The 22,936-nt window shown below is 72.3% G+C and carries 21 protein-coding genes; 8 read left to right on the top strand and 13 right to left on the bottom strand.

All coding sequences use genetic code 11. The features are described 5' to 3' along the window. Nucleotides 1-2 precede the first annotated feature (2 nt). From FB465_RS08975 to FB465_RS08985, 3 genes are all read right to left on the bottom strand, one after another. Nucleotides 3-587, bottom strand: coding sequence for a TMEM165/GDT1 family protein (locus tag FB465_RS08975; RefSeq protein ID WP_145789264.1), 585 nt, complete (start codon nt 585-587; stop codon nt 3-5). A 216-nt stretch (nt 588-803) separates the two neighbouring features. Next, nucleotides 804-1,541, bottom strand: a complete 738-nt coding sequence (locus FB465_RS08980; RefSeq protein WP_145797229.1) for an ABC transporter permease — start codon at nt 1,539-1,541, stop codon at nt 804-806. Next, on the bottom strand, nt 1,541-3,157 hold the full coding sequence (locus FB465_RS08985) for a dolichyl-phosphate-mannose--protein mannosyltransferase (RefSeq protein WP_145789265.1): 1,617 nt from the start codon (nt 3,155-3,157) through the stop codon (nt 1,541-1,543). The genes FB465_RS08980 and FB465_RS08985 overlap by 1 nt, the downstream gene beginning before the upstream one ends. 173 nt (nt 3,158-3,330) lie before the next feature. Between FB465_RS08985 and FB465_RS08990 the strand changes: the two genes are divergently transcribed. Beyond that, entirely contained in the window at nt 3,331-4,371 is a 1,041-nt protein-coding gene (locus tag FB465_RS08990; RefSeq protein ID WP_170290532.1) for a DNA polymerase III subunit beta family protein, read from the top strand. 9 nt (nt 4,372-4,380) lie between these two features. On the opposite strand, the gene FB465_RS08995 is transcribed toward FB465_RS08990, so the two are convergent. Both FB465_RS08995 and FB465_RS09000 read right to left on the bottom strand, forming a co-directional pair. After that, nucleotides 4,381-5,760 carry an FAD-binding oxidoreductase gene (locus FB465_RS08995; protein ID WP_145789267.1) on the bottom strand — a complete coding sequence of 460 codons (1,380 nt, stop codon included), beginning with the start codon at nt 5,758-5,760 and terminating at the stop codon, nt 4,381-4,383. 85 nt (nt 5,761-5,845) lie between these two features. Continuing rightward, on the bottom strand, nt 5,846-7,147 hold the full coding sequence (locus FB465_RS09000; RefSeq protein ID WP_246192583.1) for an MFS transporter: 1,302 nt from the start codon (nt 7,145-7,147) through the stop codon (nt 5,846-5,848). A 122-nt stretch (nt 7,148-7,269) separates the two neighbouring features. Here FB465_RS09000 and FB465_RS09005 point away from each other — a divergent pair, with 122 nt between their 5' ends. Continuing rightward, entirely contained in the window at nt 7,270-7,830 is a 561-nt protein-coding gene (locus FB465_RS09005) for a MarR family winged helix-turn-helix transcriptional regulator (RefSeq protein WP_145789269.1), read from the top strand. A gap of 52 nt (nt 7,831-7,882) precedes the next feature. Here FB465_RS09005 and FB465_RS09010 read toward each other — a convergent pair whose 3' ends face one another. After that, entirely contained in the window at nt 7,883-9,652 is a 1,770-nt protein-coding gene (locus FB465_RS09010) for a glycosyl hydrolase family 18 protein (RefSeq protein ID WP_211785962.1), read from the bottom strand. Between the two features lie 364 nt (nt 9,653-10,016). Then, on the bottom strand, nt 10,017-10,523 hold the full coding sequence (locus FB465_RS09015; RefSeq protein WP_145789272.1) for a hypothetical protein: 507 nt from the start codon (nt 10,521-10,523) through the stop codon (nt 10,017-10,019). A gap of 151 nt (nt 10,524-10,674) precedes the next feature. Between FB465_RS09015 and FB465_RS09020 the strand changes: the two genes are divergently transcribed. Then, nucleotides 10,675-11,430, top strand: coding sequence for an alpha/beta fold hydrolase (locus FB465_RS09020; protein ID WP_145789274.1), 756 nt, complete (start codon nt 10,675-10,677; stop codon nt 11,428-11,430). Nucleotides 11,431-11,663: 233 nt separating this feature from the next. Here FB465_RS09020 and FB465_RS09025 read toward each other — a convergent pair whose 3' ends face one another. Continuing rightward, nucleotides 11,664-12,227, bottom strand: coding sequence for a DoxX family protein (locus FB465_RS09025; RefSeq protein WP_145797232.1), 564 nt, complete (start codon nt 12,225-12,227; stop codon nt 11,664-11,666). Nucleotides 12,228-12,341: 114 nt separating this feature from the next. Here FB465_RS09025 and FB465_RS09030 point away from each other — a divergent pair, with 114 nt between their 5' ends. After that, nucleotides 12,342-12,668: a barstar family protein gene (locus FB465_RS09030; protein WP_145789276.1), complete on the top strand. Its 327-nt coding sequence runs from the start codon at nt 12,342-12,344 to the stop codon at nt 12,666-12,668. Nucleotides 12,669-12,696: 28 nt separating this feature from the next. Here FB465_RS09030 and FB465_RS09035 read toward each other — a convergent pair whose 3' ends face one another. Continuing rightward, the gene (locus FB465_RS09035) at nt 12,697-13,131 is read right to left on the bottom strand and encodes an Lrp/AsnC family transcriptional regulator (RefSeq protein ID WP_145789277.1); all 435 of its coding nucleotides are present in this window, start codon (nt 13,129-13,131) and stop codon (nt 12,697-12,699) included. A 187-nt stretch (nt 13,132-13,318) separates the two neighbouring features. On the opposite strand from FB465_RS09035, the gene FB465_RS09040 reads away from it, so the two are divergent. Beyond that, on the top strand, nt 13,319-14,152 hold the full coding sequence (locus FB465_RS09040; protein WP_145789279.1) for a tryptophan 2,3-dioxygenase: 834 nt from the start codon (nt 13,319-13,321) through the stop codon (nt 14,150-14,152). After that, complete coding sequence (gene kynU / locus FB465_RS09045; RefSeq protein ID WP_145789281.1) at nt 14,149-15,381, top strand: kynureninase; 1,233 nt, start codon at nt 14,149-14,151, stop codon at nt 15,379-15,381. Before FB465_RS09040 ends, kynU begins: the two co-directional genes overlap by 4 nt. 40 nt (nt 15,382-15,421) lie before the next feature. Here the strand turns inward: kynU and FB465_RS09050 are convergent, their stop codons facing one another. Genes FB465_RS09050 through FB465_RS09065 form a run of 4 tightly spaced genes read right to left on the bottom strand, consistent with a single transcriptional unit; the run spans nt 15,422 to nt 21,638 of the window. Continuing rightward, nucleotides 15,422-18,442: a TIR-like protein FxsC gene (locus tag FB465_RS09050; RefSeq protein WP_145789283.1), complete on the bottom strand. Its 3,021-nt coding sequence runs from the start codon at nt 18,440-18,442 to the stop codon at nt 15,422-15,424. Then, on the bottom strand, nt 18,432-19,439 hold the full coding sequence (locus FB465_RS09055) for an AAA family ATPase (RefSeq protein ID WP_145789285.1): 1,008 nt from the start codon (nt 19,437-19,439) through the stop codon (nt 18,432-18,434). Before FB465_RS09055 ends, FB465_RS09050 begins: the two co-directional genes overlap by 11 nt. 16 nt (nt 19,440-19,455) lie before the next feature. Then, nucleotides 19,456-21,261 (bottom strand): VMAP-C domain-containing protein, encoded by a 1,806-nt coding sequence (locus tag FB465_RS09060; protein ID WP_145789287.1) that lies wholly within the window; start codon nt 21,259-21,261, stop codon nt 19,456-19,458. 14 nt (nt 21,262-21,275) lie between these two features. Further along, entirely contained in the window at nt 21,276-21,638 is a 363-nt protein-coding gene (locus tag FB465_RS09065) for a CU044_2847 family protein (protein ID WP_145789289.1), read from the bottom strand. 168 nt (nt 21,639-21,806) lie between these two features. Between FB465_RS09065 and FB465_RS09070 the strand changes: the two genes are divergently transcribed. Continuing rightward, nucleotides 21,807-22,301 (top strand): F0F1 ATP synthase subunit B family protein, encoded by a 495-nt coding sequence (locus FB465_RS09070; protein WP_145789291.1) that lies wholly within the window; start codon nt 21,807-21,809, stop codon nt 22,299-22,301. Nucleotides 22,302-22,427: 126 nt separating this feature from the next. Continuing rightward, nucleotides 22,428-22,928, top strand: a complete 501-nt coding sequence (locus FB465_RS09075) for a DUF2269 family protein (RefSeq protein WP_145789293.1) — start codon at nt 22,428-22,430, stop codon at nt 22,926-22,928. The last annotated feature ends 8 nt before the right edge of the window (nt 22,929-22,936 follow it).

Genomic DNA, 22,936 nt, shown 5'->3' on the forward strand with positions numbered 1-22,936 from the left:
GGTCAGCCGGCCACGGCCCGGACCAGGCTGAACCCCGCCATCAGCAGCATGATGCCCGCAGCGACCCGCACGATCACCCGCATCGGCACGTACTGCAGCAGCTTCTGCCCGCCCAGGATCGCGATCCCGCTCACCGCGCAGAGCGCAAGCCAGGCCCCGATGCCGACGGCCACCGGGACGGCGTACTTGGCGGCCAGATTGGCCGTCATGATCTGGGTCAGGTCGCCGAACTCGGCGACCGCGACCACCAGGAAGCTCGCGCCGGCGACCTTCCGGAAGCTGCCCGAGGACGGTTCCCTGGCGGCATGGCCCTCCTCCTCGTCCCGGTGCAGGAGCAGCATCGCCGCGCCGAGCAGGAAGAGCACGCCGGTGATTCCCTCCACCCACCGCTGCGGCAGCAGGGCCAGCAGGCTGCCGGCCGCGAGAGCCAGGCCGACCTGCAGGGCGAAGGCGGCGGCGATGCCGGCGAAGACGTGGCTCGCCCGGTAGCGGGTGCCGAGCACCAGGCTGGCCAGGGCGGTCTTGTCGGGCAGTTCGGCGAGGAAGACGATGCCGAAGGTGACGGCGGCAACGGGGAGAAAGCTCATCGGGGTCGGTTCCCTGGGTCGGGCGCTGCCCGGCCGGTGATCCGTCAGGGGACGCCTCGGCCCGACAGCACTGGTCATGATCACAGCACTGCGGCCGAAGGTCTCGCCGACACCCCGAGCGAAGCGGGTGTCCCGGGCGCCGGGCCCACGGGTGGGCCAGTATGTCGACGGTCCGGTGGAGGGCTACTCCCCTTCAACGCCGACCAGCCTACCCGACTACGTCACCAGCCCCCTCCCGACCAGCTCCAGCACCGCCACCACCGCCACCGCCTCCACCGCGAGCAGCGCGATCAGCACGAACAGCTGCACCGCCCCGGCCTGTACGGGCGTCGCACCGCCGAGCAGCATGCCGACGAACGCGCCGGGGAGTGTGACCAGCCCCACCGTCCGGGTCTGGTCCAGGGCCGGCACCAGCGAGGTGGCGGCAGCCGTACGGCAGATCTCCAGCCGGGCGTCACGGTCCTCGAAGCCGAGCGCCAGGGCCGCCTCCACCTCGCCGTGCCGCTGGCGCAGCTCGTCGAGTGCCCGGCGGCCGGCCAGCGAGGTGGCGGTGAGTGCGCCGCCGATCAGGATCCCGGCCACCGGGATGATCGAGAGGCCCTGCCGTGGCAGCAGACCGGTCCCCAGCAGCAGGGCCAGCACGGGCAGCACGCCGACGCCGATCGGGACAGCCGCCCAGACCCACCCGGGCCCGGCCGTCATCCGCCGCCCGGCCGTCCGGACGGCGACCGTGAACATCACCAGGACGAACAGGGCGGACGTCCAGAGCGAGCCGACCACCCAGGCGATCACCAGCGCCACCACCCCGAGCTGCACCACCGCCCGCAGCCCGGCGCGCAGCACGGCATGCCCGTGCCCCAGCAGCCCCCACCCCGCCACCGCCACGGCCGCGCCCAGCAGCAGCGCCGTGACCACCCCCAGTGCGGGGGTCACCGGGAGGAGCTGCGAGGCCATCAGATCCAGCTGGTGAACCACATCCGGTCCTGCCAGTCCGACATCGGGATCACCTCCGCCGTGTACAGCGGGTAGAAGAACGCGAAGCAGCCCACGATCGCCAGCACGATGACCCCGGCCGCAATGCCGCCATACCTTCTCCGCTCCACCGAACACCCCGGCGGCCCGAGCAGCGCGCCCAGCATCTGGGCCACCGCCAGGCAGAGGAAGGGCACCAGCACCACCATGTAGAAGGAGAAGATCGTCCGCTCCTGGTACCCGAACCACGGCAGGTAGATCCCGGCCACGCCCGCCAGCACCGCACCCGAGCGCCAGTCCCGGCGGAAGAACCACCTCCACAGCACGTACAGCAGCGCGAAGCACGCCGTCCACCAGAGCACCGGCGTACCGAGTGCCAGGATCTGGCTCGCGCAGCCGCCGGGTGCGGTGCAGCCCTGCTGCCCCTCGGGCACCTGCTGCCAGTACATGCTGACGGGGCGGCCCTGGACCAGCCAGCTCCACGGGTTGGACTGGTAGGTGTGCGGGGTGCTGAGACCGGTGTTGAAGTCGTACATCTGCGCCTGGTAGTGCCACCAGCTGCGCAGGCTCTCCGGCACCCAGCTCATCGAGACCTGCGGGAGGGGGATGTCCACCACCGGGGTACGCGGCGGGGAGAGCCCGGCCCGCCCGTCGGCCCACTGCCGGTCGAAGCCGCCGCCGGTGAGGAACCATCCGCCCCACGACGACACGTACACCACCGCCGCCACGCCGACCATCGACAGGAAGGCCGGCACCGCGTCCCGGCGCAGCATGCTCCGCCAGGGCCGGTACGCCCCCGCCCACCGCCGCCCGGCCTGGTCCCACAGCACCGTCAGCAGACCGAAGGCGGCCAGGATCTGAACGCCGTTCCACTTGGTGGCGCAGGCGGCGCCGAGCAGCACCCCTGCGGCCAGGCGCCACGGGCGCACCCCCAGCCGTACCTCGTCACCGGCCCGCCCGCCCTCCGCCCGGGCGGCGCGCAGCAGCCCCCGGGTGTGGTCACGGTCGACCAGCAGACAGCCGAAGGCGGCCAGCACGAAGAACATCACCACACCGTCGAGCAGGCCGACCCGGCTCATCACGAAATGCAGCCCGTCCACGGCCATCAGCAGCGCAGCCGTGCACCCCAGCAGCGTGGAGGAGAAGAGCCGCCGTCCGATCCGGGCCAGCATCAGCACGGTCACCGTCCCGAGCAGAGCGACCATCACCCGCCAGCCGAAGGGGTGCAGCCCGAACGCCCACTCCCCCACCGCGATGACCCACTTGCCGAGCGGCGGGTGGGCGATGAACTCGGGTGCCGGGGTGAGCGGGACGGACTGCGGGACGGCCAGGATCTCGCTGTTGGCGCTGTCCGGCCAGACACCCTCGTAGCCCTGTCTGAGCAGGGACCAGGCGTCCTTGGGGTAGTAGGTCTCGTCGAAGACGAAGGCGTTGGGGTGGTCGAGGTCCCAGAAGCGCAGCAAGCCCGCGAAGACCGCGACGGCGATCGGCCCGAGCCAGCCGGAGTGCCGGACGGCCCAGGGCAGCAGGCCGCTGCGGGGCCGTGCCGCGGTCGCGCCCGCGGGGGCCGGTGTGTCGGTGACTACCGCGTGCGCCATGACCTCGCCGATTCATCGTGCCGGATCACTGATGGAGTGACAGCTCCGGCTGACACTATGTCGCCTTTGTCGCAAAATCCTAGCCCGCGGCGCCGCGCCGGAACCGTACTACCGTGACTGCGGTTGACCCTCGACCTGGTCGAGCCCCCAGAGTCCTCGGTGTGGAGAGCGGGATGCGCAGCATCGGAGAGATGGCCCGGGACAGCGGGCTCAGCGTGAGTGCGCTGCGGTTCTACGACGGGGCGGGCGTCTTCGGCCCCGCCCGGGTGGACCCGCAGACCGGCTACCGCTGGTACGCCCAGGAGCAGCTCGCGGACGCCCGGCTGATCGCCCGGCTGCGCCGCGTCGGGATGCCGCTGGCGGACATCTCGCGGGTGCTCACGGCGGATCCGGCGCAGGCCCGCCGGACGCTGGACGGCCACCTTCGGCGTCTGGAGGACGGCCTGTCCGACGCCCGCCGCGAACTCTCCACGGTACGGACACTACTGGACCAGAGGGAGAACCCCATGAACCCGACCCGACTGACCGTCCCGGCCCCCGAGCTGGCCGCCGCCCTGGACGCGGTGCGTTTCGCCGCGAGCACGGAGGCCGCGCTCGCCGGCGTCCTGCTGGAGCTGGAGCCGGACGCCCTGCGCCTGGTCGCCACCGACCGCTACCGCCTCGCCGTCTCGCAGGCCCCGGCGACCGGTCTCACCGGCCCCACCGCGAGTGCGATCGCGCCGACGGCCTTCGTGGACGAGCTCCGCGCACTGCTCGACGGCGACGGCGACACCGAGCTGGTGATCGACGGCGACCGGCTGACCGCCACCACGGCCGCAGGCCGCAGGGTCACCGGCGAGCGGATCGACCAGGACTACCCCGACTACCGCCGGATGCTGCGGCTGGAGCCGACCCACCAGCTGCCCGTGGACACCGCCGCGCTGCGCAGGACCCTCGGCTCGGGCGCCACCCGCAGCATGGTGCGCAGCCAGGACGGCACCGCGTGCGAGGTCTCCGTCCTCACCGTGACCCCCGACGGTTCGCTCGGCATCGCCGACGAGGACACCGAAGGACCGCGCATCGGGGTGAACCGCGAGTTCCTGCTGGAGGCCCTCGCCGCGGGCGGCCGGGACCAGCTGGTACTCGAACTCGGCGGCCCCGTCGCACCGCTGGCGATCCGCTTCCCCGACCGCCAGGACACCTTCTCGCTGCTGATGCCGACCGCCCTCTCCTGAACCGACCCCTCAGCCCGGCGCGATGTTGTGGTTGAGGTGGAAGACGTTCTCGGGGTCGTACTCGGTCTTCACGGCCGCCAGGCGCCGGGCGTTGCGCTCCCCGCGCCCGGCGACGGTCCGCTCCTCGCCCTCGTCGCCGATGAAGTTGAGGTAGACGGCGCCCATGGACCACGGCTTCAGGTCGGCGCAGAGGTCGCGGGCCCACTGCCGGCCGCGCGCGTCGTCGGCCGGGTCCTCCCACATCCCGAAGGGGTGGACGCCCCAGGCCGCGGCCCGCCACGGCACCGGCAGGTCGGCCGACCCCCTGGCGACCGCTCCGCCCATCGGGAGGAGCGCGTGCTGCGACCCCGACGGCACGACCATGTCGTGCGCCCGCGCACAGAACAGGTCCACGGCAGGGTCGGGGAAGCCGTCCAGGTACTCGGCGGACCAGTAGTTCCGGAAGCCCGATGGGTCATCGAGCATGCACTGCAGCTCGGCGTACGGCAGCTCGGTGAGCATCCCTCCGGCGTGGCCGAGTTCCAGCATGGGCCGGATCACCGGCTTGGCCTGGGCCTCCCCGCCGGTGTACGTGAACAGGGCACCCACCGCCAGCTTGCCGACCAGCTCGGCGGGGACGAACTCCTCCGGCGGCCCGGTGAGGTAGAGCAGGCCACCGCCCACCTCGTCCGGTGCCGCCGCCATGAAGTCCCGGTACGCCCGCGCGACATCCGGCCCGGCCTCGGCCGGCCACAGCAGCAGCGCGATGTAGATCACCGGCAGCGAGTGGAGCCGGAAGTCGAACTCGGTGGCGACCCCGAAGTTGCCGCCGCCACCGTGCAGGGCCCAGAAGAGCTCGCTGTTGCGGTTCTCGTCCGCCAGCACGGTACGGCCGTCGGCCGTCACCAGCCGGACGGCCAGCAGGTTGTCGCAGGCGAGCCCGAACTTGCGCTCCACCCAGCCCGAGCCACCGCCCAGGGTGAAGCCGCCGACCCCGGTGGTGGACGCCCGACCACCCGTGGTCGCCAGCCCGTACGGCTGGGTCGCCCGGTCCAGGTTGCTGAATGTCGCCCCGCCGCCGACCCGGGCAATGCCTGCCTCGGGGTCGACGGTCACGGCGTTCATCCGGCGTAGGTCCACCACGAGTCCGCCGTCGTTCACGGCCGTGCCCGCCACACCGTGGCCGCCGCCCCGGACGGCGATCTCCAGCCCGTGCTCCCTGGCGAAGGCGATCGCGGCGGCCACGTCATGGTCGTTGACGCACTGGGCGATGACCTTCGGCCTGCGGTCGATCATCCCGTTGAAGACCGTCCGGGCCTCGTCGTAGGCGTCGTCGCCCCGCGCGATCACATCCCCCGTCAATGCGGCCCGTAGGTCGGTCAACAGCCTGCTGTCGAGCACGGAAGCCATGGCGTTCGCCCCTCTCAGGGACTGCTGCGACACGCCCTCCGAGCGTAACTCCGGCCGCCGAGCCACCGCACCCCGGCCGGACCGGCTACGCCGCGGTCTGCAGCTCCGGGACCGGCAGCCGGACCGGCACGGCCACGGCCGCGTTGTCCTGAGCCGGCGTCAGGTGAGCTCGCAGGCGCAGCGCGAGAGTGACGATCAGCAGGGTGCAACCGGCCATCGCCGCCAGATAGAGCGGCCAGGTACCGGAGCCGACCAGCAGCACGCCGACGGCAGGGCCGACCGCGATGGCGATCTGCTTCACCAGGGCGTAACCCGAGTTGTACGTACCGAGCAGCCTGGCCGGGGCCAGATCGGCGACGATCGGGCCCAGGGTGGGCGCCAGCAGCGACTCACCGACGCCGAAGAGGGCGTAGATCGCCACGATCGCGACCGTCGCCGCCATCGTCTCCGAGCGGATCAGCCCGGCGACCAGCGCCATCCCCCAGGCGGCCAGCCACACCACACCGGCCGCGGCCATCGCCGTGGTCCGGCGACGACGCTCGGTGATCCGCACCACGAACATCTGCAGCACCACGATGGTCAGCGCGTTGGCGCCGATCGCGAAGCCGAGCGTGGAGGGCGCGGTGCCGACGGTGTCCGTGGCAAAGGCCGCGACACCGGACTCGAACTGGCCGTAGCAGGTGAAGAAGATCAGCCCGGCGAGCAGGCAGAGCCGCAGCATCGCCTTGTCGGCGACCAGCGCGCGCAGCCCCGTCGGGCCGCCCACCTCCCGCAGCAGCACCGGCGCGGCCCCCGGAATCCTGGCCGTACCCGTCACGGCGGCGAGCCCCAGGAAGGTCAGCGCCTCGATGGTGAACAGCCGCGTCAGGCTGGCCGGGTCCGCGACGTCGACGATCTGCCCGCCGACCAGCGCACCGATGCCCATCCCCAGGTTGACCAGGGTGAACTGCAGGGCGAACGCCCGCGAACGGGTCGCCCTGGTCGAGCAGCGCACGATCATGGTGGCCAGCGCCGGCTGGCAGGTGGTCACACCCGCCCCGAACAGGAAGGACGACACCAGCAGCAACGGCGTGGTGCTCGCATGCCCGAACGCGAAGGCCCCCGTGGCAGCCAACCCGGCCCCCGCGAGCAGCACCGGCCGCGGCCCGTACCGGTCGATGCCCCGGCCCGTGAACGGCAGCACCGCGAGCGCGGCCAGCGCAAAGACGGTGAACACCATCCCGGCGGCCGGCGAACCGAGGCCCCGCACCTGGTCCACGTAGACGAACATGTACGGCATCGTGAACCCACTGCCGAACGCACTCAGCGCATTGCCGATCTGGACGCGGCGCAGCGGGCCGCCCGCCCCATGACGCCGCTGCCTCTGCTGCTTCACCGTGCCGGTCACCGTGCACACCCTTTCACTGGATACTTTTCAACCCGGAAGATTTCAGAGCTAAACTCTAAGCATCGGAAGCATCAAGCGTCAAAGGCTTAAAGGCTGCAGCCCGGCGTGGGACAATGGGCCTCATGAGCGCACGCAGAGCCGCGCCGCCGACCGACGGCGAGCTCGGCGTCACCGAGCAGGTGGCCGTCTACCAGCGGGAATTCCCCGATGTCGACCCCCAGGTGGAGACCATCGTGTCCACCCTCTCCCGGGTCGCCCGGCGGATGGGGGTGGCGTACAGCAGGCAGCTGACTGTGCTGGGAATCACCTCCGCCGAGTGGGAGGTGCTCAAGGCCCTGGTGGTCGCGGGCAGCCCGTACCGGCTCGGGCCCGGCGAGCTCGCCAAGCGCCTGGGGCTGACGCCGGCCGCCATGACGCACCGGATCGACCGGATGGTCGCCGAGGACCTGGTCACCCGGGACCGCGACGAGGCGAACCGGGTCCGCGTGATCATCGAGCTGACCGAGAACGGCCGCAACAAGTGGCTGGCGTCGATGCGCATGGCCGCGGTCTTCGAGGAGGAACTCCTCCAGGACATCACCGCCGCCGAACGCCCCGCTCTCTCCGACATGCTCAGCCGGATGCTCCGCCGAATCGAGGAGACCCAGCCCGACGCCGTCGGCCGCACCGACGACCTGGCCTAGACGTAGGACGGCCCCGGACGAGCAAGCTCGTCCGGGGCCGTCCGCTTCGGACTCAGCAGGCGCCGTTGTCGGCCCACACCCCCCACTGGCCACTGGCGGTCGGGTCCTCACCCTGGGTCCACCACTTGTTGGTGTAGTTGTGACCCTTCCAGGAGACCTTGGCGCCGGCCGTGGCGTAGACGGTCGCGGCGTTCCAGCTCGGCGCCGTGCAGGTACCGGCCGACGAGGACGGCGAGGTGCTCGGGGACGAGGACGGCGACGAGGACGGCGAAGCCGAGGAGCTCGGAGTCGGCGAGGCGCTCTGAGTCGGCGAGGAACTCGGCGCCGTGCAGCCGGCCGCGGAACCGCTGGTCGCGCTCACCATCTTGTCGAACAGCGCGGTCTGCGTGCCCAGGTCGTACAGCGAGAAGGCGAACGAGCCACCCAGCCCGTTGCAGTGCGCGTAGTCCATCTTGGCCTGGATCGACTGGGCGTTCTCACCCGTCCAGAACGTGGTGCCGTCGTAGAAGTACGCGGCCTTCGCAGCGTCGTCCCAGTAGGTGTACGCCGCGTTGTCGACGAAGCCGTTCAGCTCCTTGTACATCCGGATGCCGTTGACGTTGCCGGACATGGCCGCACCGGCCGCCGGACCGGTCGCACTCTGGAACAGACCGTGGTTGGCACCGGCCTGAACACCCGTCCACCCCCGGTAGTAGAACGGCACACCCATATTGATCTTGTTGGCGGGGAAGCCGCCCACGATCCCGTACTGGCTGTCCCCGACCGTCCAGGCCTTGATGGCCGCGTCGATCGAGTACTTCCCGGTCCCGGGCGCCACCGGGGTCATCGGGTCGTTCGGTCCGGAGTAGATCGGCGCCTGGTGATTGGTCGGACCGGTCGCGTCCCACGCACCGTGCATGTCATAGGTCATGACATCCAGGAACGTCAGGTACTGGCCGAGCTTGTCGGTCTCGATGTTCTTGATCTTGTCCTGGCCCGCACCGACGGCCGCGCTCAGCGCATACGTCTTGCCGTCCGCCGCGCCCTGAGCGTTCAACTGCGCCCGCAGCTCCGCGAAGAGAGCCGTGTTGTTCTGCTTGTCCGCCGCACTCGCATGGTTCCCCGTGTGGCCGCCACCGCCCGGGTACTCCCAGTCGATGTCGAAGCCGTCGAAGACACCGGCCGCCGAGCCCTGGCCGCCGAAGCCGCCGTCCACGGGCAGGTTGCCCTTGATGAACATGTCGATGCAGGACGAGACGAACGCCTTCCGCGTCGCGTCCGTCGCGGCGACGTCGGAGAAGTACTTGGAGTACGTCCAACCACCGATCGACAGCAGCACCTTGAGGTTCGGGTTCTTCGCCTTCAGCTTCTTCAGCTGGTTGAAGTTCCCGGCGATCGGCTGGTTCCAGACGTCGGCGACACCGTCGACACTGGTGTCCGCACCGAACGACTTCTGGTAGTCGGCGAACGCGTCCGCCGCACCGTCACCCGCGTTCGGGTCGTTGTCGTCCTGCGAGGCGGCCTTGGTCGCCTCGAAACACTTCAGCGAGGTGGGGTTGATGTTCGCGAAGTCGTAGATCAGGTAGTCCAGCTTGCTCGCAACGCCGGTGTCCTGAACGGTCTTCGCATAGTAGGCGTTGCCGTACACCGACCACTGGTCGAAGTAGGCGACCTTGATGCCACCGCTGGTCGCCGCGGCGCCGGTGGAGTTGGTGGCCGCGGCCTGAGCCGTGGCGCCCGAGCCGAGCGCGAGGCCCGCTCCGACCAACAAAGAGACAGCGGTACCGGCCGCAAGCGCGGCCAGGCTCTTCGGCCGCCGCCTCCGCGTCGGCTTCTGGGACATGGGGACTGCACGATTCATGGGCGAGTGACTCCTGGTCGTGGGGGAACTGCCGTACCCCTTGGGGGAAGTCACGCGGGTGGGGCCGCGCGGCCAGGGGTTGGACAGCGGAGTGGTCCTACGCCAGGGAGCGCGGCGAACCGGCACCGGAGGTCTGGACCACCGGCGCCGGCCCAGGGGCTCCCTGCACCTGGGCACCAAAATGGACTAGACCAACTCTGCAGTCAAGAGCCGACGTTGCCCCTTGAGCCCCCGTTAAGGTTCACCCCCGCCTGAGCAGCACAAAGCCCGCACCGGGAGACCTCAAGGACGGTCGATCTCCGTCAGGTCGACATCGATGGCGAACCGGCCATGGCTGCGCGACGAATCAGTACCGCAGGGCGTTACCGACAGCCGCCGTCACCGTGCCCGCAAGCTTCCGGTGGCTGCTGGCCGTCGCCTGCGCGGTACCACCCGCGGCGACCTCGGGAACACTGATCACCACGGTGTCGAGCAGATTGCCGGACGGGTCGTCGAAGTTGACCTGGACGGTGTACTGATACCCCTGCGACGCGTGGTTGGTCACCGTCACCGGGACGTCCGCACGACCGTCGGAGCCGGTCACCACCGTGCCCAGGGCGACATCACCCTTCGCATCCAGGCCGCCCTTCACATTCGCCAACGCCGACGACGCCTCCGACGCCGCCGAGGCGACCGCCGAAGAGGCCGAGGAGGCCAGACCACTCGCGGCCGAGGCCAGTGCGGAGACCTCCGACTGGGCGGCCGAAACCGCCGACGACGCAGCCGAGGTCGCGCTGCCACCCGAGGAACAGCCGGCCGCCCCGAACAGAACGGCCACAGCGGCAACGGCGTATCGGCGGACCTGACGCTCCATGAGACTTCTCCCTACTCGACGGCACTCGCCCCACCCACCCTTCGCGGCCCCGGCCACCGATGCCAGCAGGGAGCGGCATCCGGGTGACCACGATGCCCTCTGGCGCAGAAACCACTGGCGCCGCGGCCGTTGTGCCCACAAGCTCAGCTCCATGGAACTCACAGTGCCGGTCGATGGTGGCGAGGTATGGGCGGACGACACCGGAGGGGACGGCCCCCCGCTGGTGCTCCTGCACCCGGGAGTCGGGGATTCCCGCATCTGGGACCCGGTCCTGCCGAAGCTGGCCGCGCGCTACCGGGTGATCCGCTACGACGTGCGCGGCTACGGGCGCTCCCCGCAGCCGACCGTTCCCTACTCGCTGCTCGAGGACCTGGTGGCCGTACTCGACCACTTCGGACTGCACGGGGTCCCGCTGGTCGGATGCAGCATGGGCGGAGCCACGGCGCTCAGCCTCGCCCTGGCCGACCCGAACCGCGTGACCAGGCTCGTCCTGCTCTGTCCGAGCGTCACCGGCTACCCCTGGCCCGAGGAGCCACAACTCCAGGCGGAGTACAAGGCGCTGGCCGAAACGCGCGACATCGACGGACTGGTGGCGCTCGGGCTGCGCGAATCGGCGGCCGCCGGTGCCGACGAGGCCGCCGTGGCCCAGTTGCGGGCCGCCGCCCCGGCATGGCTCACTCCGTACCAGCAGACGGACCCGCCCGCCTTCGACCGGCTCGGCGAGCTGGACACACCCTCCGTCCTGATGGTGGGCGACCTCGACCGGCCGGCGCTCATCGCCTGCAACGAAGAGATGGCCGCACGAATCCCCGGCTGCCACCTCATCACGATGCCCGGCGTCGACCACCTCCCACCCCTGCGCGTCCCCGACCTGGTCGCCGACACCATCCTGACCCACTGCACTTGACACCCAACCCCACCACCCCACCCACCCCACCACCCACCCCAACCCCAGCGAGAGGGTCGCGCTGCGCAAGGGGGCGGCGGACGGGGTGGTCGTGGAGGGGGGCGTGGTGCGTGATTTTCGTACTGCCCAACGGCGAGAACCCACCCCCACCTCCCGGCAGTACGAAAATCATGCAGCCCCCCGGAACGACCACCCCGGTAGCCGCCCCCGCCCCCACCCACCCGAGAGCACCCTCACGACAACCCCACACCCTCCTGCAGCGCCGCCTCATCCGCCGCCCGCGCCTCCCGCCGCCGCACCACATCCTGCCGCCGCGCCACCACGACCACCGCCCCGAGCGCACTCGCCGCGAACGCCAACAGCCCGACCGCCGGACGGTCGAACTCGTGCCGGGTCAGGTGATCCACCGAGTAACAGCCGGCACCCGAGAGCCCCAGCGCGAGCCCGCAGGCCCCGAGAAGCGCCGGGTACTCGTACCCGCCCGCCATGCTGAAGAAGCCCGCCGGGGCATGGACGGAGATCGCCCCCGCCATCGTCCCCGCGACGATCGCCCCGGCGGCCGGCGTGGCCAGCCCTGCGACCAGCAGCGCACCACCGCCCGCCTCACCCAGGCCCGCCGCGAGCGCGTTCTGCCGGCCCGGCTCGAAACCCATGTGCTCCATGGCCTGCGCGGTGCCCTCCAGACCGCCACCGCCGAACCAGCCGAACAGCTTCTGGGTACCGTGCGCGACGAGCACACCCCCCACCGCGGCGCGCAGGGCGAAAAGGCCTAGGTCCTTGCGGTTCAGACAGGTCATCATGAGCCCTTGGATCGTGCCGACAGAAGCTTCAGCTCCATCCCAGCCCATCCGGGCCCCCAGCTCGACCCGGGAACGCCATCCGAGCGAACCCACCCCCACCCGGAGCACGCCATGCCCGCCACCCCACCTCAGGACCCCCCACCCCCCGAATACCACCTCCACAGCAACGCGATCACCGACGAGCGCTCCTTCTACGCTGCTCTCGGCGAGGCCGTCCAAGCCCCCAACGGCTACTACGGCAGCAACCTGGACGCCCTGGCCGACTGCCTGCGCGGCGGCTTCGGCCCGGAACCCCCGTTCACCCTGGTCTGGCACGACTCCGCCTCGGCCCGCCGCCACCTCACCCGGCGCATGCTCACCGACGGCCGCGAGCACAGCTACTTCGACGCGATCCTCGAGGTCCTGCACGAGGGCGGCGTCACGGTCGTCCTCCGGTGAACCGCGGACAGGCTCCGTACCCGCCCCCTCAGGGCACCACCACCGGCCGCCACGGCACCGGGCTGGAGAGGATCATCGAGCTGGCCGGCTGCCCGTACCCGGCAAGCCGGTCGATCAGGCGCTCGAAGTCGGCCATGCTCTCCACCGCCACCAGCAGCGCGCAGCACGCCCCACCCGTCACCCGGTGCAGCTGAAGCACCTCCGGCCAGCCGGCCACCTCCGGGTCGCGCAGCACGCACCGCGGCCCGTAGCACTGGATCTGCACCAGCGCGGTGACCGCCAGCCCGGCCTTCGCCAGGTCGACGTGCGCGTGGTACCCGCTGATCACCCCCTCCGCCTCCAGCCGGCGGACCCGCTCCGCCACGGCCGGTGGCGAGAGCTTCACCCGGCGTGAAAGCTCGTTGAAGGAGAGCCGGGCATCGCCCTGCAGCTCGGCGAGCAGAAGGCGGTCGACGGCGTCCATGGCAGCTCCCAGCAGGCGGGTTTCGATCCGTGAGGCCGGATCGCCGAAAGACCTCTTGAACGGAAGGCGGCCTTCCCGATCCGGTGCCCGTCGCCCATTCAAGAGGCGACCCGACCGGTCGCACAATAGTCCCGCTCCGCCACCGGCGCCGGAGCGGGCTGAATCAGGTGCTTCAGGAGGAATCGCGATGGGCCAGGACAGTGTCAGCACACCGAGGCTGTCGTTCGGCCCGGAGGAGGAACCGGAGACCGGCACGCCGTACTCCCGGTACGTCCGGCTGGAGACCCTGCACAGCCTGCAGCACCCGCGCAGCAAGGTGGACGCCGAGCTGTCGTTCATCATCACCACTCAGGTGATGGAGCTGCTCTTCGACCTGCTGCGGCACGAGTGGACGGCCGCCCAGTACGCCCTGCGCGAGGACGACCTCACCGCCGCCCACGCCGCGCTGCGCCGGGGCACCCACGTCCAGGACGTGCTGGTCAGCTCCTGGGACCTGCTGGCGACCATGACGCCGCTGGAGTTCAACGCCTTCCGCCCCGTGCTCGGCGAGGCCTCCGGCTTCCAGTCCTCGGCCTTCCTGAGACTGGAGTTCCTGCTCGGCAACAAGAGCGAGTCGCTGCTGCGGATGTACCAGGGTGTGCCGTCCGTGCACGCCGAGCTGGCCGGGGCCCTGCAGGCGCCCAGCCTGTACGACGACGTGCTGGCGCTGCTGGCCCGGCGCGGACTGGCGGTGGGCGGCGTCGAGCCGACCACGGCCCGGTACCGCCCCAGCGCCGAGGTCGAGGAGGCCTGGCGGCAGGTGTACAGCGACCCGGCGAAGGCCGAGCTGGCCCGGCTCGGCGAGGCGCTGCTGGACACCGCCGAGCGGGTGACCCGTTGGCGGCACCGGCACTACACGGCGGTCAAGCGCTCGATGGGCGCCAAGCCCGGGACCGGCGGGTCGAGCGGGCTGAGCTGGCTGAAGCAGTCGGCCGAGCAGGATGTCTTCCCGGAACTGTGGACTGTGAGGGACCAGCTGTGACGCGTACGCGTACCCGCGAGGAGTGTGCGGCGCTCGACGCCGCCGACCCGTTGGCCGGGTTCCGGGCCGAGTTCTCGCTGCCCGAGGGCGTGATCTACCTGGACGGGAACTCGCTCGGCGCGCTGCCCGCCCGTACCCCCGAGCGGGTGCGCGAGCTGGTCGAGGTCGAGTGGGGCCGGCAGCTGATCCGCAGCTGGAACGAGGCCGGCTGGTTCGAGCTCCCCCGTACCCTGGGCGGGCGGCTGGCCCCGCTGGTCGGCGCCGCGCCCGGCCAGGTCGTGGTCTGCGACACCACCTCGGTCAACCTCTTCAAGGTGCTCGCCGCCGCCCTGCGGCTGCGCCCGGGACGCCGGACGGTCCTCGCCGAGGAGGCGGCCTTCCCGACCGACCTCTATATAGCCGAGGGTGTCACCGGCCTGGCGGCGGGAGCGCGCAGCGTGCTGCTGCCCTCCGCCGCAGACCTGGACCGGGTGCTGGACCAGGACGTCGCCGCCGTCGTGCTCTCCCATGTGGACTACCGCACCGGCGAGTTGCTGGACATGGCCGGGATCACCCGGCGGGTGCAGCAGGCCGGCGCCCTGATGATCTGGGACGTCTGCCACTCGGTCGGCGCCCTGCCGATCGAACTGGACGCCTGCGGCGTGGACTTCGCCGTCGGCTGCACCTACAAGTACCTGAACGGCGGCCCCGGCTCTCCGGCCTTTCTGTACGTGGCGGAGCGCCACCAGGCGGCGGCCGAGCAGCCGTTGAGCGGCTGGTTCGGGCATGCCCGGCCGTTCGCCTTCGAGCCGGGGTACGAGCCGGTGGCAGGGATCGGACGGTTCCTGACCAGCTCGCCCTCGCTGCTCGGGCAGGCGGCGCTCGGGGCCAGTCTGGACGTGTGGGAGAAGGCCGACCTGCAGGCGGTCCGGGCCAAGAGCCTGGCGCTGACCGGTCTCTTCATCGAGCTGGTGGAGCCGCTCGGCCTCGAAGTGGTGACACCGCGTCAGGTCGACCGCCGGGGCAGCCAGGTGGCGCTGCGGCACCCGGACGGCTACCCGGTGGTGCAGGCGCTGATCGAGCGCGGGGTCATCGGCGACTTCCGGGCGCCGGACCTGATGCGCTTCGGGTTCACCCCGCTCTACCTGTCCTACCAGGAGGTGTGGGACGCGGCGCGGCACCTCGCGGAGGTGCTGGAGTCCGGCGAGTGGCGGGCGGAGCGCTTCAGCCGACGAGGAGCGGTCACCTGACGGCCCCGTTACGCAGCCGCACGGTCACATAGCCGCTCGGTCACGTGGTGAAGGCGTTGCCGAGGGCGGCCCGGCTCAGGGGCCGCCCCGGCGGGATGCGGGTCGCATGCGCGACGTCCACGATCCGGGTGGCCAGCCGGTGCACCGCCAGCTCGTACTGCGCGCGCAGGGGCCGGAGGGTCGCGAGACCGTACAGGCCCTCGGACGCGTACTCGGGCCCGAGACTGCTGTCGACGTACCTCAGCCGCCCGGCCACCGTCGGGAGTTCGGCGCCGCGTACCGGGGCCCACAGGGCGGGGACGACACCGCTCAACCGGCCTGAGCCGCGCGGGCGTTGGGCGAATGCGGACCACTCCTGGCCGCAGCGTTCGCTGAGGAAGTACCGGGGCGAGTAGAGCGGGACGAACACCCGGCAGACGGCGAGGGCCTCGGTGCTCCGCAGTTCCGCCGCCGCGTTCGGCTGCTCGCCGGAGTCGAGATAGCCGGCCGGCACCTCGGCGGGCAGATCGGTCAGCTGCAGGACTTCCTCGCACAGGTCGTTGAAGAGCCGCTCCACGAACGCCCGTTCCTTCTCGCTGGGCGCGTGGCTGAGGAAGAAGTACGGCTGGGTGGACGCGACGGCATCCGGTTCGAGGCGGCGCGGCCTGGAGTGCGAGGGCCCGGCCGGCCGCCTGACCGTCGGCGGCTGCGTCTGGGTCTGGGTCTGCGGCTGCATCTGCGACTCCGGCGAGGTGAGACCGGTGACGGCGGGATTCCGGGAGAGCAGAAACGGCGGTTCGTACGGCCTGTCGGGCAGGTTGAAGTCGAGGACCCCGGGGACGGCCTCGCGCTCCTCGACCCAGATCGCGCAGAGTCCGTCCACGATCTCATGGACCGTCAGTTCGGGTGGGCCGCCCGGCTTCCCGTCCCGAAGCGTCTGGTTGAGCCAGCTCGCCAGGGAGCGCCCACCCTGCGGACGGACGCGGATCAGCTGGTCCACCGTGAGCATCGTCGGGACGGCCTCGGAGAGGGTGGCTGCGGAGTCGGCTCCCACCCACCCGTCGAACAGCATCAGCCGCTTCCTGGCCCTGCTCTCCGTACCGACGAGCGCCATCAGGGAACTCCAGCTCAGCGAGGGATTCACGCCCTGAGCCGGGGAACCCAGCGCCGGCCCCTCGCCGGGGATCGGCACCGTCTCCCCGCCGACGTAGACCACCAGGGCGTCCTCGGCCTCGCTCACGGCGGTGCGCAGCGCGGTCAGGAAGCCCTGGGGATCGTCCTGGCCGACCCAGATGTGGTCCGGGTCCAACCCGACCAGGGCGGGGCTGGACAGCGCTGCGACCAGGGTGGTGAGGTCGTTCTGGGCCCTGAGGTCGTCCTGGCCCAGGGGGTCGCCGGGGAAGGCCCGGGAGGTGGTGAGCAGCAGGACGGCCCGGGAGCGTTCGGGGTCGGGCAGCTTCGGCGCCGAGGCCGGCGCGTTCACCGGCCCCTTGCCCGGTTCGGCCACCGGCTGGAGCTGTGGTGCGGCCGGCCCGTCGAGCATGCGCAGCGCGGCCGGGCTGATCAGGGCGAAGGCCTGCCGCTCCGCCGTGGCGGTCGACTCCTCGGCCTCGACGGCCGCGAGCGCGGCGAACTCGTTCGGCACCCGGCCCGCCCGGGCCGCGATCTGCTCACCCACCCGAGCGAGCAGCCCGACGGCCCGGTGAGTGGTCGAGCGGGGCAGCGTATGGAGCAGCAACTCCCTGACACCCGAGCGGAATTCGAAGTGGTCACGGCGGCCCTCGCGCTCGCGCAGCAGCCCGCTCACCACCACCTCCGCGAGATGCTGGGGCTGCGGCCGGGCGAAGCTGGCGCGCTGCAGCAGCCGCATCACCGGCAGGGCCGGGGTGGTCAGCGCGGTGAGCCCGGCCAGCGCGAAGGCCTCCCGGGAGGCGACCGCGCGGAATCTCAGCACCAGCTCCTCGGCGGCGAGTTCGGCCGGTTCGGGGCCGACGGCGCTGTCCGCCGTGGGCTCCGCCGGAGCCGTACCGACCAGCAGGGCCGAGCCGACCACCTGGCCGCCCGTCGGACTGCCCACCAGTCGGGCCCAGTTGGCGAGCCAGCCCGCGGTCGGCTCCATCACCGGGACGGCTATCTCGCCCCACCCCGGCGCCGCCGAGGTGAACGGCGCGAACCCGTAGGCGGAGTTGGGCGCACCGGCCTCGGAGACGGTGAGGACCCCGGCGGCGGCGGGCAGAGCCGCCAGCGGCCAGAGGCGTTCGGGGAGCGGCTGGACCACGGCGACCGGGGCGCGACGGGCGAGCGAGTGGAGCGTCCGGTGCCAGCGGGCGCCGGGTACGCCGGGGCGCCACTGCGGGCCCATGCAGTCGCTGAGGACGAGGACCGCCGTCCGCGCATCCGCCGACCGGCGGCCGAGCAGGTCGCCCGAAGCGTCGAGGCAGGAGAGCGCGACCTGGCGGAAGGCGCCGGTCTGCAGCAGCAGCGTGCGCAGTTCCAGGGCGAGCGGCCGCCAGAGGGCCATGGTCGGCCCGCAGTCCAGGACGAGGTGCAGGTCCAGCCAGCGTTCCGTGCTGGGCCGGAGCACCGGCAGCCAGCGGACCGGGCCGGGGCCGCGCAGCGCCTCGGCGAGGCGGTGCGCGGTCGCCGCCTCGTCCAGCAGGGACCTCTGGAGGTCGGGTACCTGGCGCTTGAGCGGACGCAGTGCGCGCTGCAGGGCGAGCGGGCGGGCGAGCATGGGGGCGCTCGGCGTGGGGACCGGGGCCGCGGCGGCCACTCCGTCCGCCGGATCGTCGGAGGGCAGATGGAGGGCGGTCCGAAGCGACTGGCCATCGGCCGGCCCCCTGCCCCTGGCACTGCCGTTCCTCGCGCCGCCACCGGCCGCCCCGCTGCCGGGACGGCGGGCGCCGCGCGGGGAACCGCCGCCGGGCTCGGCCCCGCTGCCGTCCTCCCCGCCGCGGGCGGCGAGCCAGAGCAGTTCGGCCAGTTCGACCGGCCCCGGCTCGGCCAGCCCGAGCTCGGTGAGCAGGGCCGAGAGCCGGTCCAGTGCGGTCGGCGCGGGTACGGGCGACGGCTCAGAAGACATCGTCGTCCTGGCCCCGGCTGAGGTACGGCATCACCTGGGCGGCCAGCGCGGCCCGGTCGGCGGCCTCGGTGAGCTCGGGCCGGGAGGTCAGGTAGATCGCGTTGAGCAGCTGGTCGGTGGCGAGTTCGCCGTCCTCCCGGCGGGACAGGAAGACCCGCAGGATCTCGTCCACCAACTCGGCGTCGGAGCCGGGCAGATGGGCCTTGACGATGTCCTCCAGCTCCGCGCCCTCGGGGCGCCGCAGCTCCAGGACCACGCAGCGGCGCAGGAAGGCCGCGGGGAACTCCCGCTCGGCGTTGCTGGTGAGCACGGTGAACGGGAAGGACCGGCAGCGCACCCGGCCGCCGCGGATCGGCGCCCGGCCGCGCCCGTCGGCGGTGAGCACCTGCGCATCGGGCTGCTGGGGCGCGGCGCGCACCAGCTCGTCGATCTCGTACTGGCCGTCCTCCAGGACGTGCAGCAGGTCGTTGGGAAGGTCCAGGTCGCCCTTGTCGATCTCGTCGATCAGCAGCACCCGCGGTCTGCTGTACGGGAGCAGCGCGGTGCCGAGCGGGCCGAGGCGCAGGTGCTCGTCCAGGCCTGCGCCCTGCGCGTCGGGGCCTGCCTGGTTGGCGGCGTACAGGCGGGAGAGCGGGTCGTACTGGTAGAGCCCGTCCCGCAGGGTGCTGCGGCTGGTGACGTTCCAGCGCAGCACCGGGCCGAGGCCGAGTTCGCGGGCGACCGCGTACGGCAGGCTGGACTTGCCGCTGCCGGGCGGGCCGGTGACCAGCAGGGGGCGGCGCAGGTAGAGGGCGGCGTTGACGAGTTCGACGGTCTCCGGGGTCGGGCGGAAGGTGCCGGCGCGGTGGCCCGCCGAGGCGGTGCCGGGGTCGGCCGGACCGTCGGGCGGCTCGAGAGCGGGCCCGCCGTCGAAGGCGCGCCAGGGCGGGGGCGCCGGGAGCTCGGCGAGACCGTCGTGGGGCTCGTCGGCACCCCGGTAGATCCGCTTCAGCGGCATGCTGCTGACTCTCCTGCTACTGGCCCGCCGACAGGCGGGGTTGGCGGGCGGTCGGGACGACCCGGTAGGGCCGGTGCGGGCTCGGCAGGACCTGTGGGTCCTCCCAGAGCAGGACGAGACCGTCGGCCCAGTGCTCGGCCGGGTCCTCGCTCTCCTCCGCCTGGTGGCGCAACTCCTTGATCCGGCCGGGTAGATCGGCCGGCGGGACGTCGGCCAGTTCGGCTGCCAGTCTGGCAAGGAAAAGCGTGCTGCGGCAGGTGTCGGAGTGGGTGTGATCGGTGGTGCAGACGCGCTGCGGCCAGAGCACCACGGGCGCCCCGGCCTTGAGGGCGGCGGCGAGCAGCGGCTCGTACGGTGCGCCCTTCGGCGGGCCGGGCAGCGCGGGCAGTTCGGTGCGCTCGGCCGGGCGGAGGCGGTGGTACAGCTTTCTGCCGTCCAGGGTGTCGGTGCAGTGGATCCGGTGCAGCAGCGTGCCGCGCTCACCGCGCAGCGCGGCCCACTTGATCTCCAGCTGGCGGCGGTCCGCCGGGTCCCCGCGGCGCTGCTGGTCCACCACGACCACGGCGTGGTCCGCACCCAGGGGGCCGAAGTCGGCCCGGCGCCGGGTCCAGCTGTGGACGGGCAGGGTGATCAGCTTCCGGGGCAGCGCGAAGATGATCAACTCGGCGCCGTCCGGATCCAGTTGGCCGAGCTCCTGGTCGATCCGGTCCCGGACGAAGGTGTTGAGCCTCGGTTTCGGCACGGTGTGCGCGTGGGGCTGGCCCAGCACACCGTCGCGGATGGTGGAGATCGCGACATGGAACATCCCGGGCCCGGCGCCACTGGGGGTGATGTCGACCAGGATCGGACGCCACTTCTCGCAGTTGAGGGGCGGGAGTTCGGCCGCGCCGGGGTGCGCGGCGCGCCAGCGGCGCAGACCGTCGGCCAGTGCGCCCGCGCCGCTCACCTCGGCCACCCGCTCGGCGAAGTCCAGCACCGGGTGCGGCTGCCCCGGCGGCTGCGGCACCTCGGAGAGCAGGTACCAGCAGGCCTCCCACAGGCTGTCCGGCCGGGTCGGCGGATCCGGGCAGCCGAGCCTGCCGACGGCCGCCCGGTAGAGCTCCAGCGGGTCCGCGACGGTCGCGGCGCCGGCCAGCAGCAGGCGCAACTCCCGTACGGCCTCCGGCGGTAGAGCGGCGCCCGGGATGCGCTCGGCGAGCTCGGGGACGTACCGCGCGAGCGCCTCGCCGGGCAGCATCTGCCCGAGCCTGACGGCGGGGCGGCTGCGATCGCCCGAGCCGCGCCACAGGGTGTCCTGCGCTGCCGTGACGATGCCGACCACCTCACCGGTCGCGGCGATCACCACCGGGCCGCCGCTGAAGCCCGGGGAGAGCGGCATGCCGGTGCCGTCGTGCTCCAACTGGACGAGCTCGCCGCCGATCCGGAACCCGCCCCTGGTCAGCCGGACCTCGCTGCTGAGCCCGCCGTCGTGCCCCGCCGGGAACCCGTACGCAGCCAGCTGCGGCGCCTTCAGCCCGGCCCAGCTGTGCAGCGGCGCGAAGGGCGCGGGCCCAGCGATGTGCGCCGGCACGGGACGGTCGAGTTCCAGCACGGCCACGTCGCCCGCCCCGCCCGGGCGGTCCGGCCAGGGGCCGCGCCGCACGACGGTGGCACCGAGCGCGGGGTGGTCCGGGCGGTTGACCAGCCGGACGAGGGCACGGCTCCGCTCGTGCACCACATGGGCGCAGGTGAGCACCTGCCGGTCGGAGATCAGGGAGCCGGCGCCGGTCGTCGGGGCCGGCCCGTCGGTACTGATCCGGGCGAGCCAGAGTACGTCCTGCATCGGCGCGCCCGCCGTCAGGACTGCGTACGGCCGACGGGGGTTCTCTCGGACGACCAGGAGAGTTTGACGGTCAGGTGGGCGTCGGCGGAGGTCCTGGCGATCAGCGCCCCGGCTTCCGCGGAGAGCTTGACCCCGAACTCGATCTCCACCTCGTCGGGCCTCAGTCGGCCGTCGCGGAACACCGCGAGCGCCGACTCCGCCGCGGCCCGCACGCCCGACAGCGCCTCCTCGAAGGTGGCCGCCGCCCGCTGGACCCCGGCCGCCGCCGAGCTGCGGCCCACCGGCTGCATCCCGTACGGCTCCTCGACGTCCGTGCCTGCGCCCTCGACCCGCACGACGGCGCCCTCGGCGGTCAGGAACTCCGCGTACTCCGGCAAGACTCCCCCACTGCACTCACAACACTGTTTCCGGACACTTTCTGACGAAACCTCAGGCGATGGTCGCACAGCCCTGGCGGTCGCGCAGCAGTGCCTACCGAGGGGCAGCAGGCCCCACCTGTGCGATTGTCTGCACATAATCATGACTCGGCCCGTAGAGTCGACGGCATGGGTGACTTGGGACCTCTGGATCCGAACAAAGTCCAACTCCTGATCGGCCTCGCAGCGTTCTTCCTGGCCTTCGGCGTCCTTGGCCGAGTGGTGCTGCCCCGGGTCGAACGCGTTCTCGCGGAACGCCATGACGCCACCGAGGGCCGGCTCGAACGCGCCGAGCAGGACCGGGCCGAGGCCGAGCGGACCCTCGCCCGGTACCGGCGCGAACTCCTGGACGCCCACCACGAGGCGGCCCGGATCCGCCAGGAGGCCGCCGAACAGGGCGCCGCTCTGGTCGCGGCGGCCCGCGCCGAGGGGCAGCGCGAACGGGACGAGCTGCTGGCCGCGGCACGTGGCCGGATCGCCGTCGACCGGGCGCTCGCCGAGGTCGAACTTCGCGAGAACGTCGGGATGTTGGCCGTGGACCTGGCCGGACGGGTGGTCGGCGAGCCGCTCACCGAGTTCGCCGCTCGGCGCGGCACGGTCGAGCGGTTCTTCGCCGAGCGCTGACCGGCGGGCGCAGCAGCGGTCTCGACCCGGCCGCCGGGGCTTCGGCCTCGGGTGTTAGCGTGCCCGGGGCTCTGATCACGGCCCCCGCTGCTGCAGCGTCCGCCGTCCGCGAAGGGTTCTCCTCCCATGGCCAAGCTCCTGCTGAGCCTGCACGTCCTGGCCTCGGTGCTGTTCATCGGCCCGGTGGCCGTGGCGGTCAGCATGTTCCCGCCCCGGGCCAGGGCCGCGCTCGCCGCCGGCCCCGATCAGGCCTCGGCGGCCGCCTCGGTCCGGCTGCTGCACCGCATCACCCAGGTCTACGCGCTGCTCGGGATCGCCGTGCCCGTGATGGGCGTGGGCACCGCGCAGGCGATGGACATCCTGGGCCAGGTCTGGCTGATCGTCTCGATCGTGCTGACCGTCCTGGCCGCGGGCGCCCTGCTGCTCTTCGTCCTGCCCGCCCAGCAGGCCACCATCGACGCGCTCGACGCCGCTGACTCGGCAAGGAAGGACCCGGAGGCCTCCGAGCACACCCGCGCCGTCGGCGCGCTGCGGCTGCTGCCGATGACGGCCGGCGTGTTCAACCTGCTGTGGGCCGTGGTCGTCGTCCTGATGGTGGTCCGCCCGGGGTCGACGACCGGCGCCTGAGCTCCGGC

This window comes from Kitasatospora atroaurantiaca (assembly GCF_007828955.1).
Classification (GTDB): Bacteria; Actinomycetota; Actinomycetes; order Streptomycetales; family Streptomycetaceae; genus Kitasatospora; species Kitasatospora atroaurantiaca.

Bases quoted from the DNA above. Each gene is read 5' to 3' on its own strand.
- FB465_RS08995 (WP_145789267.1), bottom strand. From the start codon at position 5,760: ATGGCTTCCGTGCTCGACAGCAGGCTGTTGACCGACCTACGGGCCGCA.
- FB465_RS09075 (WP_145789293.1), top strand. From the start codon at position 22,428: ATGGCCAAGCTCCTGCTGAGCCTGCACGTCCTGGCCTCGGTGCTGTTC.
- FB465_RS09035 (WP_145789277.1), bottom strand. From the start codon at position 13,131: ATGGACGCCGTCGACCGCCTTCTGCTCGCCGAGCTGCAGGGCGATGCC.
- FB465_RS08990 (WP_170290532.1), top strand. From the start codon at position 3,331: ATGCGCAGCATCGGAGAGATGGCCCGGGACAGCGGGCTCAGCGTGAGT.
- FB465_RS09040 (WP_145789279.1), top strand. From the start codon at position 13,319: ATGGGCCAGGACAGTGTCAGCACACCGAGGCTGTCGTTCGGCCCGGAG.
- FB465_RS09050 (WP_145789283.1), bottom strand. From the start codon at position 18,442: ATGTCTTCTGAGCCGTCGCCCGTACCCGCGCCGACCGCACTGGACCGG.
- FB465_RS09070 (WP_145789291.1), top strand. From the start codon at position 21,807: ATGGGTGACTTGGGACCTCTGGATCCGAACAAAGTCCAACTCCTGATC.
- FB465_RS09060 (WP_145789287.1), bottom strand. From the start codon at position 21,261: ATGCAGGACGTACTCTGGCTCGCCCGGATCAGTACCGACGGGCCGGCC.
- FB465_RS08975 (WP_145789264.1), bottom strand. From the start codon at position 587: ATGAGCTTTCTCCCCGTTGCCGCCGTCACCTTCGGCATCGTCTTCCTC.
- FB465_RS09005 (WP_145789269.1), top strand. From the start codon at position 7,270: ATGAGCGCACGCAGAGCCGCGCCGCCGACCGACGGCGAGCTCGGCGTC.
- FB465_RS08980 (WP_145797229.1), bottom strand. From the start codon at position 1,541: ATGGCCTCGCAGCTCCTCCCGGTGACCCCCGCACTGGGGGTGGTCACG.
- FB465_RS08985 (WP_145789265.1), bottom strand. From the start codon at position 3,157: ATGGCGCACGCGGTAGTCACCGACACACCGGCCCCCGCGGGCGCGACC.
- FB465_RS09055 (WP_145789285.1), bottom strand. From the start codon at position 19,439: ATGCCGCTGAAGCGGATCTACCGGGGTGCCGACGAGCCCCACGACGGT.
- FB465_RS09025 (WP_145797232.1), bottom strand. From the start codon at position 12,227: ATGACCTGTCTGAACCGCAAGGACCTAGGCCTTTTCGCCCTGCGCGCC.
- FB465_RS09015 (WP_145789272.1), bottom strand. From the start codon at position 10,523: ATGGAGCGTCAGGTCCGCCGATACGCCGTTGCCGCTGTGGCCGTTCTG.
- FB465_RS09030 (WP_145789276.1), top strand. From the start codon at position 12,342: ATGCCCGCCACCCCACCTCAGGACCCCCCACCCCCCGAATACCACCTC.
- FB465_RS09010 (WP_211785962.1), bottom strand. From the start codon at position 9,652: ATGTCCCAGAAGCCGACGCGGAGGCGGCGGCCGAAGAGCCTGGCCGCG.
- FB465_RS09020 (WP_145789274.1), top strand. From the start codon at position 10,675: ATGGAACTCACAGTGCCGGTCGATGGTGGCGAGGTATGGGCGGACGAC.